Source organism: Jongsikchunia kroppenstedtii DSM 45133 (assembly GCF_000380485.1).
Taxonomy (GTDB): domain Bacteria; phylum Actinomycetota; class Actinomycetes; order Mycobacteriales; family Mycobacteriaceae; genus Jongsikchunia; species Jongsikchunia kroppenstedtii.
Map to the genome: position 1 here is coordinate 1 of NZ_AQYG01000043.1, position 12,654 is coordinate 12,654.

General features: G+C 67.1%; 14 protein-coding genes. 10 read left to right on the forward strand and 4 right to left on the reverse strand.

What is annotated here, in order from left to right; all coding sequences use genetic code 11:
• On the forward strand, window positions 1-299 hold a 299-nt coding region (locus tag G341_RS0106850), incomplete at its 5' end, for an IS5/IS1182 family transposase (RefSeq protein ID WP_018178375.1).
• Window positions 300-354: 55 nt separating this feature from the next.
• Here G341_RS0106850 and G341_RS0106855 read toward each other — a convergent pair.
• Complete coding sequence (locus G341_RS0106855; protein ID WP_018178376.1) at window positions 355-1,236, reverse strand: LysR family transcriptional regulator; 882 nt, start codon at window positions 1,234-1,236, stop codon at window positions 355-357.
• Between the two features lie 72 nt (window positions 1,237-1,308).
• On the opposite strand from G341_RS0106855, the gene G341_RS0106860 reads away from it, so the two are divergent.
• From G341_RS0106860 to G341_RS0106895, 8 genes are read left to right on the forward strand one after another with little or no spacing between them, the layout of a single operon-like run.
• Window positions 1,309-2,247: an SDR family oxidoreductase gene (locus G341_RS0106860; RefSeq protein ID WP_026303345.1), complete on the forward strand. Its 939-nt coding sequence runs from the start codon at window positions 1,309-1,311 to the stop codon at window positions 2,245-2,247.
• Between the two features lie 4 nt (window positions 2,248-2,251).
• Complete coding sequence (locus G341_RS0106865; RefSeq protein ID WP_155826827.1) at window positions 2,252-2,671, forward strand: FAS1-like dehydratase domain-containing protein; 420 nt, start codon at window positions 2,252-2,254, stop codon at window positions 2,669-2,671.
• 1 nt (window position 2,672) lies between these two features.
• Complete coding sequence (locus G341_RS0106870) at window positions 2,673-3,110, forward strand: MaoC/PaaZ C-terminal domain-containing protein (protein WP_026303347.1); 438 nt, start codon at window positions 2,673-2,675, stop codon at window positions 3,108-3,110.
• Window positions 3,107-4,552, forward strand: a complete 1,446-nt coding sequence (locus G341_RS0106875) for a zinc ribbon domain-containing protein (RefSeq protein ID WP_018178380.1) — start codon at window positions 3,107-3,109, stop codon at window positions 4,550-4,552. The genes G341_RS0106870 and G341_RS0106875 overlap by 4 nt, the downstream gene beginning before the upstream one ends.
• Window positions 4,553-4,557: 5 nt before the next feature.
• On the forward strand, window positions 4,558-5,763 hold the full coding sequence (locus G341_RS0106880) for an acetyl-CoA acetyltransferase (protein WP_018178381.1): 1,206 nt from the start codon (window positions 4,558-4,560) through the stop codon (window positions 5,761-5,763).
• Window positions 5,760-6,905 (forward strand): acyl-CoA dehydrogenase family protein, encoded by a 1,146-nt coding sequence (locus tag G341_RS0106885; RefSeq protein WP_018178382.1) that lies wholly within the window; start codon window positions 5,760-5,762, stop codon window positions 6,903-6,905. Before G341_RS0106880 ends, G341_RS0106885 begins: the two co-directional genes overlap by 4 nt.
• Window positions 6,906-6,916: 11 nt before the next feature.
• Window positions 6,917-8,068, forward strand: coding sequence for an acyl-CoA dehydrogenase family protein (locus G341_RS0106890; RefSeq protein ID WP_018178383.1), 1,152 nt, complete (start codon window positions 6,917-6,919; stop codon window positions 8,066-8,068).
• Window positions 8,065-9,066 carry an acyl-CoA dehydrogenase family protein gene (locus tag G341_RS0106895; RefSeq protein WP_018178384.1) on the forward strand — a complete coding sequence of 334 codons (1,002 nt, stop codon included), beginning with the start codon at window positions 8,065-8,067 and terminating at the stop codon, window positions 9,064-9,066. Before G341_RS0106890 ends, G341_RS0106895 begins: the two co-directional genes overlap by 4 nt.
• Here the strand turns inward: G341_RS0106895 and G341_RS0106900 are convergent.
• Together G341_RS0106900 and G341_RS0106905 are read right to left on the reverse strand one after the other, a co-directional pair.
• Entirely contained in the window at window positions 9,063-9,902 is an 840-nt protein-coding gene (locus G341_RS0106900; RefSeq protein WP_018178385.1) for an SDR family NAD(P)-dependent oxidoreductase, read from the reverse strand. The two genes, G341_RS0106895 and G341_RS0106900, sit on opposite strands and share 4 nt — an antisense overlap.
• Window positions 9,903-9,960: 58 nt before the next feature.
• Entirely contained in the window at window positions 9,961-10,920 is a 960-nt protein-coding gene (locus G341_RS0106905; RefSeq protein WP_018178386.1) for an alpha/beta fold hydrolase, read from the reverse strand.
• A gap of 84 nt (window positions 10,921-11,004) precedes the next feature.
• On the opposite strand from G341_RS0106905, the gene G341_RS21290 reads away from it, so the two are divergent.
• A complete protein-coding gene (locus G341_RS21290) occupies window positions 11,005-11,583 on the forward strand; it encodes a TetR family transcriptional regulator (RefSeq protein ID WP_018178387.1) in 579 nt (192 codons plus the stop codon).
• Between the two features lie 39 nt (window positions 11,584-11,622).
• On the opposite strand, the gene G341_RS0106915 is transcribed toward G341_RS21290, so the two are convergent.
• Window positions 11,623-12,609 (reverse strand): adenylate/guanylate cyclase domain-containing protein, encoded by a 987-nt coding sequence (locus tag G341_RS0106915; protein ID WP_026303348.1) that lies wholly within the window; start codon window positions 12,607-12,609, stop codon window positions 11,623-11,625.
• Between the last annotated feature and the right edge of the window lie 45 nt (window positions 12,610-12,654).

Genomic DNA, 12,654 nt, shown 5'->3' on the forward strand with positions numbered 1-12,654 from the left:
GGGCCTACACCAACGGGGTGAACCGGCGGATGCTCGCTGGCCGCGGCATCAAGACCGTTATCCCGCAGAAGAGCACCGAGACCGACGCCCGCAAACGCAAAGGCTCCACCGGTGGGCGGCCTCCTGCTTTCGATGCAGTCCTTTACAAGGGCCGCAACGTTATTGAGCGTTCCTTCAACGACACCAAGCAGTGGCGCGCCCTGGCCACCCGCTACGACAAACTCGCCATCACCTACCGAGCCGCCGTGGTCCTACAGGCATGCCTCCGCTGGACACGCCTATTAGGAGACACGCCCTAGCTGAAGGATTGCTGAAGCCCCGTCCGCGGTCGCTCTGGTCGGAGGTCTTTGCGGATCAGTCGGCATCGAGCAGCGAGACGAACGCCCGCGCCGCCGGCGAGAGTGGGTCTTCGCGGTGAAAGCACGTGCCGGCGCGCGTCGGCTCCATGTCGACCAGGCGCAGCTGAGCTCCGAGCTTCTCCGCCAGCCGCGCCTCGGGTTCGGGAAGCAGCGCCACGCCGGTCCCGGCGAGCAGGAGCGGCAGCATCATCTCGCGGTGGTCGGTCTGCACCGCCACCGGCGGCATCGGCAGATGCGCCGCCGCCAGCTGGGCGACGAATTCGATTTGATTGGCGGACTTTTCGGGCACGTTGAGCAGGAGCCGAAACCGCACCAGATCGGTGAGCTGGATCGGATCGGCTTCGGGGACATCGGTGGCGTCGGGCGCGAAGACGGCGTACAGCTCGGGCGAGATCGCCAGCGGGAACGCGATGTGTCGCGGATACGGGGCCGGGTGGTCGGTGACCAGCAACTCGGCCTCGCCGCGGCGGAGCAGCTCGAACCCGTCCGGCCCGAACGGTGCGTGCAGCACCCGGACGGCCACGTCCGGGAAGCGTCTGCGGAACGACACGATCGGCGGGCCGAGCGCGTCGACCGCGATACCGTGCACCACCGCGATGTCCAGCCGGCCGGTGTGCAGCGACTCGACCGATTCCACCGCGGCTCGGGCGTTGTCGAACGAGCGCAGCGTCTGCCGGGCCGGGCCGACGAGGGCGCGGCCGGCGGGGGTGAGCGTGAGCCGCTTGCCACGCACGAAAAGCGGCGTCCGCATCGACCGTTCCAGCTCGCGGATCGACTGGGAAACCGCTGGTTGACTGAGGTGCAGGCGTCGTGCGGCGGCCGAGATGCTCTGCGCGTCCACCACGGCTATGAAGTGTGCGAAATGCCGCCGCTCCATAAGTGGAAGTTATCACTGGTCAAGGCAACTGGGCGGTTTACTTCGGGAACGACCCTTCCTAACGTCGATCGCATGGGCACATTGGATGGACGCGTAGCGGTGATCACCGGCGGTGGTCGTGGACTTGGACGTGAGCACGCGCTGCTCTTCGCGAAGGAGGGGGCAAAGGTCGTCGTCAACGATCTCGGCGGCGGTCCGGCAGGCGAGGGCTCGGACATTTCGGCCGCGCAAGCGGTCGCCGACGAGATCGTCGACGCCGGTGGCGAGGCCGTCGCCAACACCGACAGCGTGACCGACTGGGAGGGCGCGCGTCGGCTCATCCGGTCGGCCGTGGACGCGTTCGGCGACCTGCATGTCGTCGTGAACAACGCCGGCATCCTGCGCGACCGCACGCTGGTGAACATGTCCGAGGATGAGTTCGACACCGTCGTGAACGTTCACCTCAAGGGGACGTTCGCGGTGACCCGTCATGCCGCGGAGTACTGGCGCGAGCAGGCGAAGAACGGTATCGACGTCGATCGCGTGCTGATCAACACGTCGTCGGGATCGGGGCTGCACGGCAACCCCGGGCAGGCCAACTACGCGTCAGCGAAGGCCGGCATTGCCGCGATGACCCAGATAGCCGCCAAGGAGCTGGCGCGATATCACGTGCGCGCCAACGCCATTGCGCCGGTCGCCCGCACCCGGCTGACCGAGCAGACGCCCGGCCTCGGTCAGGTGATGACCGAATCCATCGGCGCCGACTTCGACGAATGGCATCCCGCCAATATCTCGCCGCTGGTCGCGATGCTCGCGGCGGCCGACTGTCGTTTCACCGGCCAGGTCTTCCGGGTCTCCGGCGGCGATGTGGGCCTGTACCAGGGGTGGACGGTGGTCGACCGGGTGAGCAGCGACAAGCGTTGGGCCATTGACGATCTCGCCGCCGCCACCGCGCACATGCCGGCCGAACCGGTCAGCGAACTGCCGGGCAAACACAACGAGAAGGCCAAAGCCATCCGAGGTGGAGTCTGAGTCGATGAGCCCCACCTACGAGATGCGCATAGAGCAGGGCAAGATCGCCGAATTCGCCCGTGCGACGATGTCGGACCACCCCGATTTCGCGGGTGAGAACGCGGTGGCGCCGCCCACGTTCCTGACGACATCGGGCTTCTTCTGGCAGACCGACGAATCCAAAGCTGTTGCGGCGCACGGCCTGGATCGTGCCCGAACGCTGCATGCGCAGCAGGAGTACATCTTCCACGGTGAGCCGCCGCATGCGGGTCAGGTGCTGACGGCCTCCGCACGCATCGCCGACCGCTACGAGAAGGTGGGCAAACGCGGCGGCACGTTGACATTCGTCGTCGTGGTCACCGAATATCGTGACGAACAGGGCAATCTGGTGGCCGAACAGCGCTCCACCGCGGTTGAGACCGCGCACGCGCCGAAGGCGGGCTGACATGAACGCACCCTCGATACATATTCCGGCGGTGGGGGACCGACTGCCCGAACGCGAATTCGGCCCGCTCACGATCACCGATATAGTCCGCTATGCGGGTGCCTCCGGCGACTTCAATCCCCTGCATCACGACGATGCGGTGGCCCGGGCGGCGGGCTTCGATGGCATCTTCTCGATCGGCATGTTTCAGGCCGCGTTGCTGGGTACGTTCGTCGTAGAGCGGCTGGGGCCGAGCAATATCCGGCGGTTCACCACCAGATTTTCCGAGCAGGTGTGGCCCGGTGACGTCCTGGTGTGCGCCGGGGTCATCACCGATGTGCAGCGCGACGACGCCGGCGTGACGGTGGCGGTCGACCTGACGTGTACGCGTCGCGGTGGCGGGGTGGCCATTGCCGGTTCGGCGGAGTTCCGGCTCGAGAATGGGACGGAGGCAGGATGACCGACATGGTGGGAGTGGTCGGGTACGGCGCGTACCTCCCGGTCTGGCGCCTCGACCGGGAGGCGATCGGGCAGGCTCTCGGGTCTGGTGGCGGCCGCGGCACGCGGGCGGTTGCCGGCTACGACGAGGACTCCACTTCGATGGGTGTAGGCGCCGGCCTGGCGGCACTCGACGGCGCGCCCGCGCCGGACGAGCTGATATTCGCCTCGGCCACACCGGCATACACCGACAAGACCAATGCCACGATCGTCCATGCGGCGCTGGCGCTGGACCGCGGCGCGGCGGCCTATGACATCGTCGGCGCGGCGCGCGGCGGAATGGGTGCGCTGTCGGCTGCCGCGGATGCGGCCGCCGCCGGCCGGGGCACCCTCGCGGTGCTGTCCGACATCCGTACCGGTCTGCCGGGCTCGGCCGACGAACGCGATGGCGGAGATGGCGCGGCCGCGGTGATGTTCGGGACGGGCGACGCCGTCGTCGCCGAGCTTCTGGGCCGGGGCAGCGCGACCGCAGAATTCTTGGACCGCTGGCGGGCGCCGGGTGACGCGTCGAGCCGGATCTGGGAGGAACGCTTCGCCGAGGGCATCTATCGCGAGCTGGCGGCCGAGGCCGTCGACGGCGCCGTGAAGTCCGCCGGGCTGACGCTCGCCGACGTCGACAAGGTCGCGGTCGGCGGCCTGCATCGGCGTGCGGTCGGTGCCGTCGGAAAGACATTGGCGGCCGATGCCGAACTGGTCGACGACCTCGTCGCCACCATCGGCACGACCGGCACCGCGCAGCCCGGACTGCTACTGGCGACCGCATTCGACACGGCGGCGGCCGGTGATGTCGTTCTGCTGGTGCATCTTGGAGACGGCGTCAACGCCATGGTCTTTCGCGCCACCGATGCGTTGCCGTCCTATCGCGAGCGTCGCACGGCTCCGTCCGTAGCCGAGCAGATCGACGGGATGCCGATCGCCTATCCGCGCTTTCTCACCTGGCGCGGCTTCCTCGATCGGGAGCCGCCGCGTCGCCCGGACCCGGATCGCCCGGCCGCACCGCCGGCGGCACGCAACAGCGAGTGGAAGTTCGGGCTCTCGGGCTCGCGGTGCGTCGATTGCGGCACTCGGCATCTGCCTGCTGTGCGAGTGTGCCGCACGTGCCACAGCGTCGATCACATGACCCGCCAACGGATTGTCGGTGAGCGCGGCACCATCGCCACCTTCCAGGCGGACCTGCTTGCGTACACATTGAGCCCGCCGCTCATCGGCGCGGCCATCAACTTCGGGAGCGACGGCGAATCGGATGCGGACGGTCGGCTGATGTGTGAGATCACCGATGCCGACCCGGACGCGCTGAAGATCGGCGATCCAGTGGAGATGACATTCCGGCGGCTGTATACCACCGCCGACGGCGTGCACAACTACTTCTGGAAGGCCCGTCCGGTCCGGGCGGCGAGGAGCTGATTCGTATGGCAACACATGGTATTCGCGACAAGGTCGCCATCGTCGGCATGGGCTGCACGCCGTTCGCCGAGCACTGGACCAAGAGCGCCGAGGACCTCCTGGTCGACGCCAACGTCGAAGCGCTCGCGAGCGCCGGGATCGCGCAGGACGATGTCGACGCCTACTGGCTCGGGACACTGGCATCGGGCAACTCCGGTCAGCTGCTGTCGAAAGCCTTGAAGCTGAACTACAAGCCGGTCACCCGGGTCGAGAACTTCTGCGCGACCGGATCGGAGGCCTTTCGCAACGCCTGCTACGCGGTGGCATCCGGGGCGGTCGATGTGGCGATGGCCATCGGCGTCGAAAAGCTGAAGGACTCCGGTTATTCCGGATTGGTCAGCGGGACGTTCCCGAACGACGGCACGATTCCCGGGCTCACCGCGCCGGCATCGTTCGGCCTGCTGGCGCCGGCGTACGCGAACGCGTACGGCCTCGACGATGACGACCTCAAGGACGTCATCACCCGGATCGCCTGGAAGAACCATCACAACGGTGCGCGGAACCCGCGGGCGCAGTTCCAGAAGGAGATCTCGCTCGAAGCCATCCGCAAGAGCCCCAAGGTGTCCGGCATGCTCGGCGTCATGGACTGTTCCGGTGTCTCGGACGGGTCGGCGGCGGCGATCGTCGTCCGCGCCGAGGATGCCCATCGCTACACCGACAAGCCGTTGTACGTGAAGGCGCTGTCGATGGTCGCCGGACCGGGCGACGGACCAATGGACCCGACGTTCGACTACACCTCGATCCGGGAGGTGGTCGAGTGTGCCCGCAACGCCTATCGCGAAGCGGGCGTGGACAACCCGCGGGCAGAGTTGGCGCTCGCCGAGGTGCACGACTGCTTCACGCCGACGGAATTGGTGCTGATGGAGGATCTCGGCTTCAGCGAACGCGGCAAGGGGTGGCGGGACGTGCTGGACGGCACGTTCGACCTGGACGGCGAGCTGCCGGTGAATCCCGATGGGGGACTGAAGAGTTTCGGGCATCCGATCGGGGCGTCCGGGTTGCGGATGCTCTTCGAGTGCTGGCTGCAGTTGCGCGGCGAGGCGCCGCCCGAGCGCCAGATAGCAAGTATCGCCAGCGGCGACCGCAAGCTCGGCCTGACGCACAACCTCGGCGGCCGGCCGGGCGACTGCGTCAGCTTCATCTCGGTCGTCGGTGCGGAGGCGTCGGAATGAAACGAACGCTGTTCGAGCAGGAGCACGACGACTTCCGGGCGACCATCCACAAGTTCTTCGAGTCGGAGATCGCGCCCAACATGGACGAGTGGGAGCATGCCGGCATCCTCCCGAAGTCGGTCTTCGTGCGGCTCGGCGAACTCGGTGTGGCCGGCCTCAACCTTCCCGAAGAGTACGGCGGCGGCGGCGTCGACGACTTCCGTTTCAACGCGGTCGTTCTCGAGGAACAGGCGCTCACGTACTCGACGCTGGGCGGGTTCGGGGTGAGTTGGAACATCGTCACGCCGTACCTGCAGCACATCGGCAATGAGGAACAGAAGCAGCGATGGCTCCCCGGCGTCGCCGCCGGGACCACGCAATGCTCGATCGCGATGACGGAGCCGGGCACCGGATCGGATTTGTCCGGCATCAAGACCACCGCCGTGCGCGACGGTGACGACTGGGTGATCAACGGCTCCAAGATCTTCATCACCGGCGGCATCAATGCCGATCTGGTGATCGTCGCCTGCCGAACCTCGACCGGTGACGACCGCCGGGATGGCCTGAGCCTGATCGTGGTGGAGGACGGGACCGCCGGATTCACCAAGGGCCGCAAGCTCGAGAAGCTCGGAACCCGGTCGACCGATACCGCCGAGCTGTTCTTCGACAACGTGCGGGTGCCGGGAGCGAACCTCCTCGGCGAGGAGGGCAAGGGGTTCAGCTATCTGACGCTGAACCTGGTGCAGGAGCGGCTGACGCAGTCGGTGTCGGCCGTGGCGACCGCGCAGGCTGCTCTCAATGCCGCGGTGTCCTACGTCCAGGAGCGGCACGTGTTCGGCAAGCCGGTGGCGGCTTTCCAGAACACGAAGTTCGAGCTGGCGGCGTGTGCCGCCGAGGTCGATGCCGGACAGGCCATGGTGGACAAGGCGATCGAGTTGCACAACGCCAGGGAGCTGTCGGTCGCCGACGTCGCCAAGGTGAAGCTGTTCGTCACCGAGATGGCGGGCCGAGTGGTCGACAAATGCCTGCAGCTGCATGGCGGCTACGGCTACATGCTGGAGTATCCGATCGCCCGGCTGTACGCCGACATTCGGCTGGGTCGTATCGCCGCGGGATCGAGCGAGATCATGAAGACCGTGATCGCCAAGTCGTTGGGTCTATAGGCGGCACCCGGGTGCGATCGGTACTGGACTTCGAACCGGCCACACTGCCGGCCGAACTGGATGATCTGCGGGCCGAGGTGCGCGAGTTTCTGGCGACGGAACTGGCGGGCCGCCGGTTCACGCCGACATCCGACAGCTGGATGAGCGCCGCCGATCTCGACTTCACCCGCGCCCTGGCCGGACGCGGCTGGTTGGGCATGACCGTTCCGAAAGAGTATGGCGGACAGGGGAGAACGGCGCTGGAGCGATTCGTGGTGGTCGAGGAGCTGGTGGCGGCCGGCGCGCCGATCGCGGCGCATTGGATCGGCGATCGGCAGATCACCCCCGGGCTGGTGCAGCGCGGCACCGACGATCAGCGCCGCCGTTTCCTTCCGGGACTGTGCAGCGGCGATATCGTCTTCGCGATCGGGATGTCCGAACCCGACACCGGGTCGGATCTGGCATCGGTGCGCACCAAGGGAGTTCGCGTGGACGGCGGCTGGTCGGTCACCGGTACCAAGATCTGGACCAGCGGCGCGCATATCGCGCAAGCGATGATGGCGCTGATTAGGACCGGCCCGCCTGGCGACAGTCGGCACGAGGGCCTGACGCAGATGATCATCGAATTGCCGAGCGATGGGGTGGAGATCCGGCCGATCGTGTCGATGGGCGGATCGCATCACTTCAACGAGGTGACCTTCACGGACGTGTTCGTGCCGGATGCGAATGTCTTCGGCGAGGTCGGCGGCGGATGGGCCGGGGTCACCGGCGAGCTCGCCTATGAACGCAGCGGACCCGAGCGGTTGCTCAGCACCATGCCGGTGCTACGGCTGTTGGCGACGCGCAGCCTGATCGACCAGATCACGTTGGGCCGCTTGCTCTCCCGTGCCTGGTGCCTGCGTGAGGCATCGATCTCGATCGCCATGTCGCTGAGCCGGGGTCACGCACCCGACGCGGCCGCGGCCGTGGTGAAGGAACTCGGTACCCGGTACGAGCGCGAGGTGCTGGATGCGGCTCGCGGTGCCGGCGTGGAACCGGATTTCACCTCGCCGGACGAGCTCGCCCGGATGCTGGCGCACGCCCAGGTGATGTCGCCGACGCAGACGCTGCGCGGCGGCACCAACGAGATCCTGCGGGGCATCGTCGCGAAGGCCGTCGGCGTGCGGGCGGGAGGAGCCCGATGAGCGGCGATCTCCTGGGCGATACCGCCGACCGGATTTTCGCCGACTGGTCCGAACATGCCGACCCGTGGCGGGTGGCCGAGGATGCCGGCCTGACGCGCATCGGCATCGGCGAGGAGGCCGGCGGCAGCGGCGGCGGCCTCGCTGAGGCGGCAGAGGTGTTGCGCTGGTCGGGTTTTCATGCGTTAGCGGCACCGGTCGCCGAGACGCTCTGGCTGGCGGGCCCGCTGCTGGCCGCGGCACGACTGCCGATCCCGGACGGTCCGCTGACCGCGGCCTGGGCCGACGCGGGCCAGGTCCGACTGGTCGCCGATGGGGGCGGCGCCTGGTCGCTCGATGGCGAGTTCAGCCGCGTTCCCTGGGCCCGTGACGTGGTGCGGATCGTGGTGGTCGTCGGGGACCGGCTGTGTTCGATTGCGCCTGATGCCTGCGAGATCATCCCCGGCGCAGATCTGGTCGGCGACCCACGAGACACGGTGCGCTGCAACCAAATCCGAATCGACGCCGACGATGTCGTCGACCTTCCGGTACAACCGGACATGCAGCTGCGGGCGGCACTGGCGCGCACAGTGCAGATCACCGGTGCGGCGCAGCGGGCCGTGGACCTGAGCGTGCGGTATGCCGGCGAGCGAGTGCAATTCGGCCGGAAGCTGGCGGCTTTTCAAGCGGTGCAACAGTATCTGGCGACGATGGCCGAGGAGGCAGCCGTCGCCGAGCTGGCGTCGATCAGCGCCGTGCGCGCCTACGAGGGCGATGCGGAGGCGGGCGCGGCGGTGGCGGCGGCCCGGATCAACGCGATCCGGGCCGCGGGAGTGATCGCCGAACTCGCACATCAGGTGCATGGTGCCATCGGAACGACCGAGGAGCACCCGCTGCATCGCGCCACACTGCGCCTCTGGGCATGGAGCGCGGAGCACGGCAACGCGCAGGCCTGGGCTCGACGACTCGGCGAGCGGGCGGGGTCCGTCAGCGACCCCTGGGAATTCCTGACCGGCTTCTAGGAATCGTCGGCGAGACCGACAAGACCGGCCGACGCCGTCCAGAGGCCATCGATCAGCTTTTGATCGTGCGCTTGCGGATTCTCGCGGCCGTTGGCCCGGTGCCGCGAGAAGTAGGTTCCGTTGATCTCCGGATCGGGTCCGCGCTGCGCCAGCGTGACCAGCGGAGCGGCGCCCTGCGCCGGCGTGATCGCGGCGACGCGTCGCAGCGGCGTGCGATACGCCAGCCCGACGATGAAGGAGTCGCGGCCGAAGCTCGATGCGACCGGGCCCGGATGCACTGCGGCGGAGACGATTCCGTCGCCCGACCAGCGCTGCGCGATGCCGCGGGTGAACAGGATGTTCATCAGTTTGCTGGTGCCGTACGCGCGCAGCTCGAGCTTGCGGCGTCGCTGGAAGTCCAGGTCGGTGAGGTCGACCCGGCCGAAGTTGTTGCCGATACTGGAGGTGTTGACCACCAGCGCGCCGTCGGCCGCGGTGAGCCTGTCGTGCAGGAGATTGGTGAGCAGGAACGGCGCCAGATGGTTGATCTGGAAGTTGGGTTCGTGGCCGTCGGCCGTGGTGTGTCCGGGATCGAAGGTACCGCCCGCATTGTTGAGCAGCACATCGATCGTGCTTACCCGTTCCCGGATCTTCGCGGCCAGCGCCCGGACGTCGTCGAGCTTGGCGAAATCGGCGGTGAAGGCGGTAGCGCCGGTGTCGGCGGCGACCGCGGCCAACTTCTCGGCCGACCGTCCGACGATGACGAGATCGACATCGGGTCCGGCCAACTCACGTGCGGCGACCGCACCGATGCCGTCGCTGGCGCCGGTGATGACGATTGTCTTGGGTGAGTTCATATTCTCGGTCCTGTCTGTGGTTTGGTTTGCTATCCGTACGCCGAACCGTCCGTGGCCGCTACGCGGTCACGTCGGTGACGAATGCCGCGATGTGATCGACCATCTGCTGTAGGCCGGGATCTTCCAGCGGGTAGTGCCCCGCGTTCTCCAATGCGGTCTCGCGGACCTCGACCTTGTCGATCCTGGACAGTACGGGCGTGCTCAGATGGCGTGGTGTCCAACGATCCTGGTCCGGTTGGGTCAGTAGCACCGGACAGCGATCGAAGTCCTCGGGCTCGACCGCCGGCGCGTAGTTCATGTAGCTGTTCAGGAAGGCGATCGACATGGCGTTGCCGGCCGAGGTCTTGTCCTTGGTAAAGACCTTCATCGCGCCGCGGTCGTTGGCGAGCGCGGACATCTTCGAGGCGAGCCGCATCGAGTAGCGCATCCGCCCGATCGGGGTGCCGGCGACCAGTCCCATCGCCGGGATGCCGACACGAGACGTGACGATGTCATGTGCGGTTTCATCGCGGACTTGCTGGTTACGCTGATCGAGGAAGGTCATGCCGACGATGCCTCGCAGCGTGTCCTTCGGGGCCGCGGCTGCGACGTGGTAGGTCAGCATGCCGCCGGCGCTCAACCCATACAGCACAGTGGGCTTGGGATCGCGGGCATTCTCGGCCGCCAGGAAGTCGACGACCATCTGGACCCAGTCGTCGTAGGTCGGATTGCTGTGTGGTGCAACAGCGGTCATGCCGTAGCCCAGATTGTCGACCGCGACGGTCTCGAACCCGAGTCTGGCGAGCGGCGCGCCGAGAATGAGCGACATCTGACGGCCGTTGGTGCCGACCCCGTGGTGCAGCACGACCCGGGCCGTAGCCGCCGGATTGCGGTAGCGGTCGAGATGGATGGTGTGGCCGTGCCAGTCCCAGAAGTCCTCTTCCGGCACATCCTGATCGGTCAGCCGCAGCCGTTCCGGGAGGAATTTCTGCAGGTCGCGCCAGGCGTTCTGGTCTCTGTAGAAGCGGCGCCCGGCCACGGTGGTTCTCCTTCACGCAAACAATGGGGTTTGGCCTAGAGTGTCATGAGTGGCACTGAGTGTCAACAGTGCTAGTGTGAACCCGTGAAGACGTTGCGCGATCAGAAGCGCCTGGCGGTGCAGCGCGAGGCGACGGCGCGGGCGGTCGAGCTGTTCGGTGAGCACGGATACGACGCCGTCACCGTCGATCAGCTCGCAGCGGCCGCCGGCATGTCGCGACGCACCTTCTTCCGTTACTTCGCTTCCAAAGATGAACTGATCGTGGGCAAGTGGGAGCTGATCGGCCGCGACATCACCGAAGCGCTGTGTGCCCGACCGTCCAACGAGCCGACCTGGGAGGCGCTGCGGCGGGCTTTCGACGTCGTGGTCGAGCACTACGCCGACCCGGTCCGGCGCGCGAACTCACTGCGGCTCGACGCGATCGTGCTGAACCATCCGACGCTGCGCGCCGCCTACCTGCTGAAGATCAACGACATCGCGCGAACCTGCGCCGATATCGTGCGCCGGCGGGACGGCTATGCCGCCAACGACCCCTTGCCGTACGTGATCGCCAATGCCGCCGGGGCCTGCCTGATGTCGGCGATGGCCGCGACGCTCGCCGATCGCCCCGACGAGTTCGCCGACGAGATCGATGCGCTGATGGCGCGGGTCCGCATCGGTTGACCCTCGGCATCAGTGGGTTTCGTTCTCGGCTTGCGGGCTCTACTGGCGCCTTCGGCGACGAAGTACATGGGAGCGTAGCCGCGAGAAGCCCTTCACTCGTACGTTGCGCAGATGGCGCAAGGAAAACTCGTTCTGGTCTTCGAGTGCGGCGGCCGCCTGGTCATCGATGAGTACGGTGCCTGGCCTGGCCACGCCTGTCAGGCGGGCCGCGACGTTGACGACCGTGCCATAGAGGTCGCCGAACCGGGTCAGCACAGGGCCGTACGCCAGCCCCACCCGGATCTGCGGCATCTCCGAGATCGTCTGCGCTGCAACTGCGATCTCGTCTTGAAGGGCCAATCCGATACGCGCCCCGGCAGCCGGATCCGCCGCCGCGAACATGACCTCGTCGCCGACGTTCTTGATCACCCAACCGCCCCCGTCGACAATCGCATCCGTGGTTGCGGTTTCGAAGGCGTCGAGCAGCTCGGTCAATTCGTCTGGATCAAGATGGCGGGAAAGCCGCGTGTACCCGACCATGTCTGCGAAACCGACGAGCAGTGGCCGCGTCGGTCCGGCCGATTCGACGGACCGGTTCAGCGCAGCGGCCAGATGCCGCTGCCAGGTGTAGTCCTGCAATCCGGTGAGCACGCCGACGATCCGGGTGATGGCCTCCGTCCGCCGATGAGAATCCGATACGGTCGAATCTCCCTCGGCCGGAGTGATTTCCCGGATTATCAGATCTGCATGCCATTCGGCGAGCCGAGCCATCGCCTGGCCGACGGTGCGCGCTGCGGCGATCTGATTGTGCTCGTCGGCAGTGGCGTCCGGCGCCAAACCGGAGAACGCGCGAATCGCGGCGACGTCGGCGTCTGTGAACGCCACATCGTCATCATCGGCAGCGGCCGGAAACCCCAACGCGACCCATAGTTTCCGAGCTCGTTCCGTGGGAACGCCCGATAGTTCCGCCACCTGTGACCGGGTATACCGGCGAGGGCCGCCCAGTAGCGACTGCTCGATGTCTGCCAGATCTCCCGTATCAGTCATGCCGCCAGTACAACATGATGACGCCCGTCTCTGTGGCCGCAGATC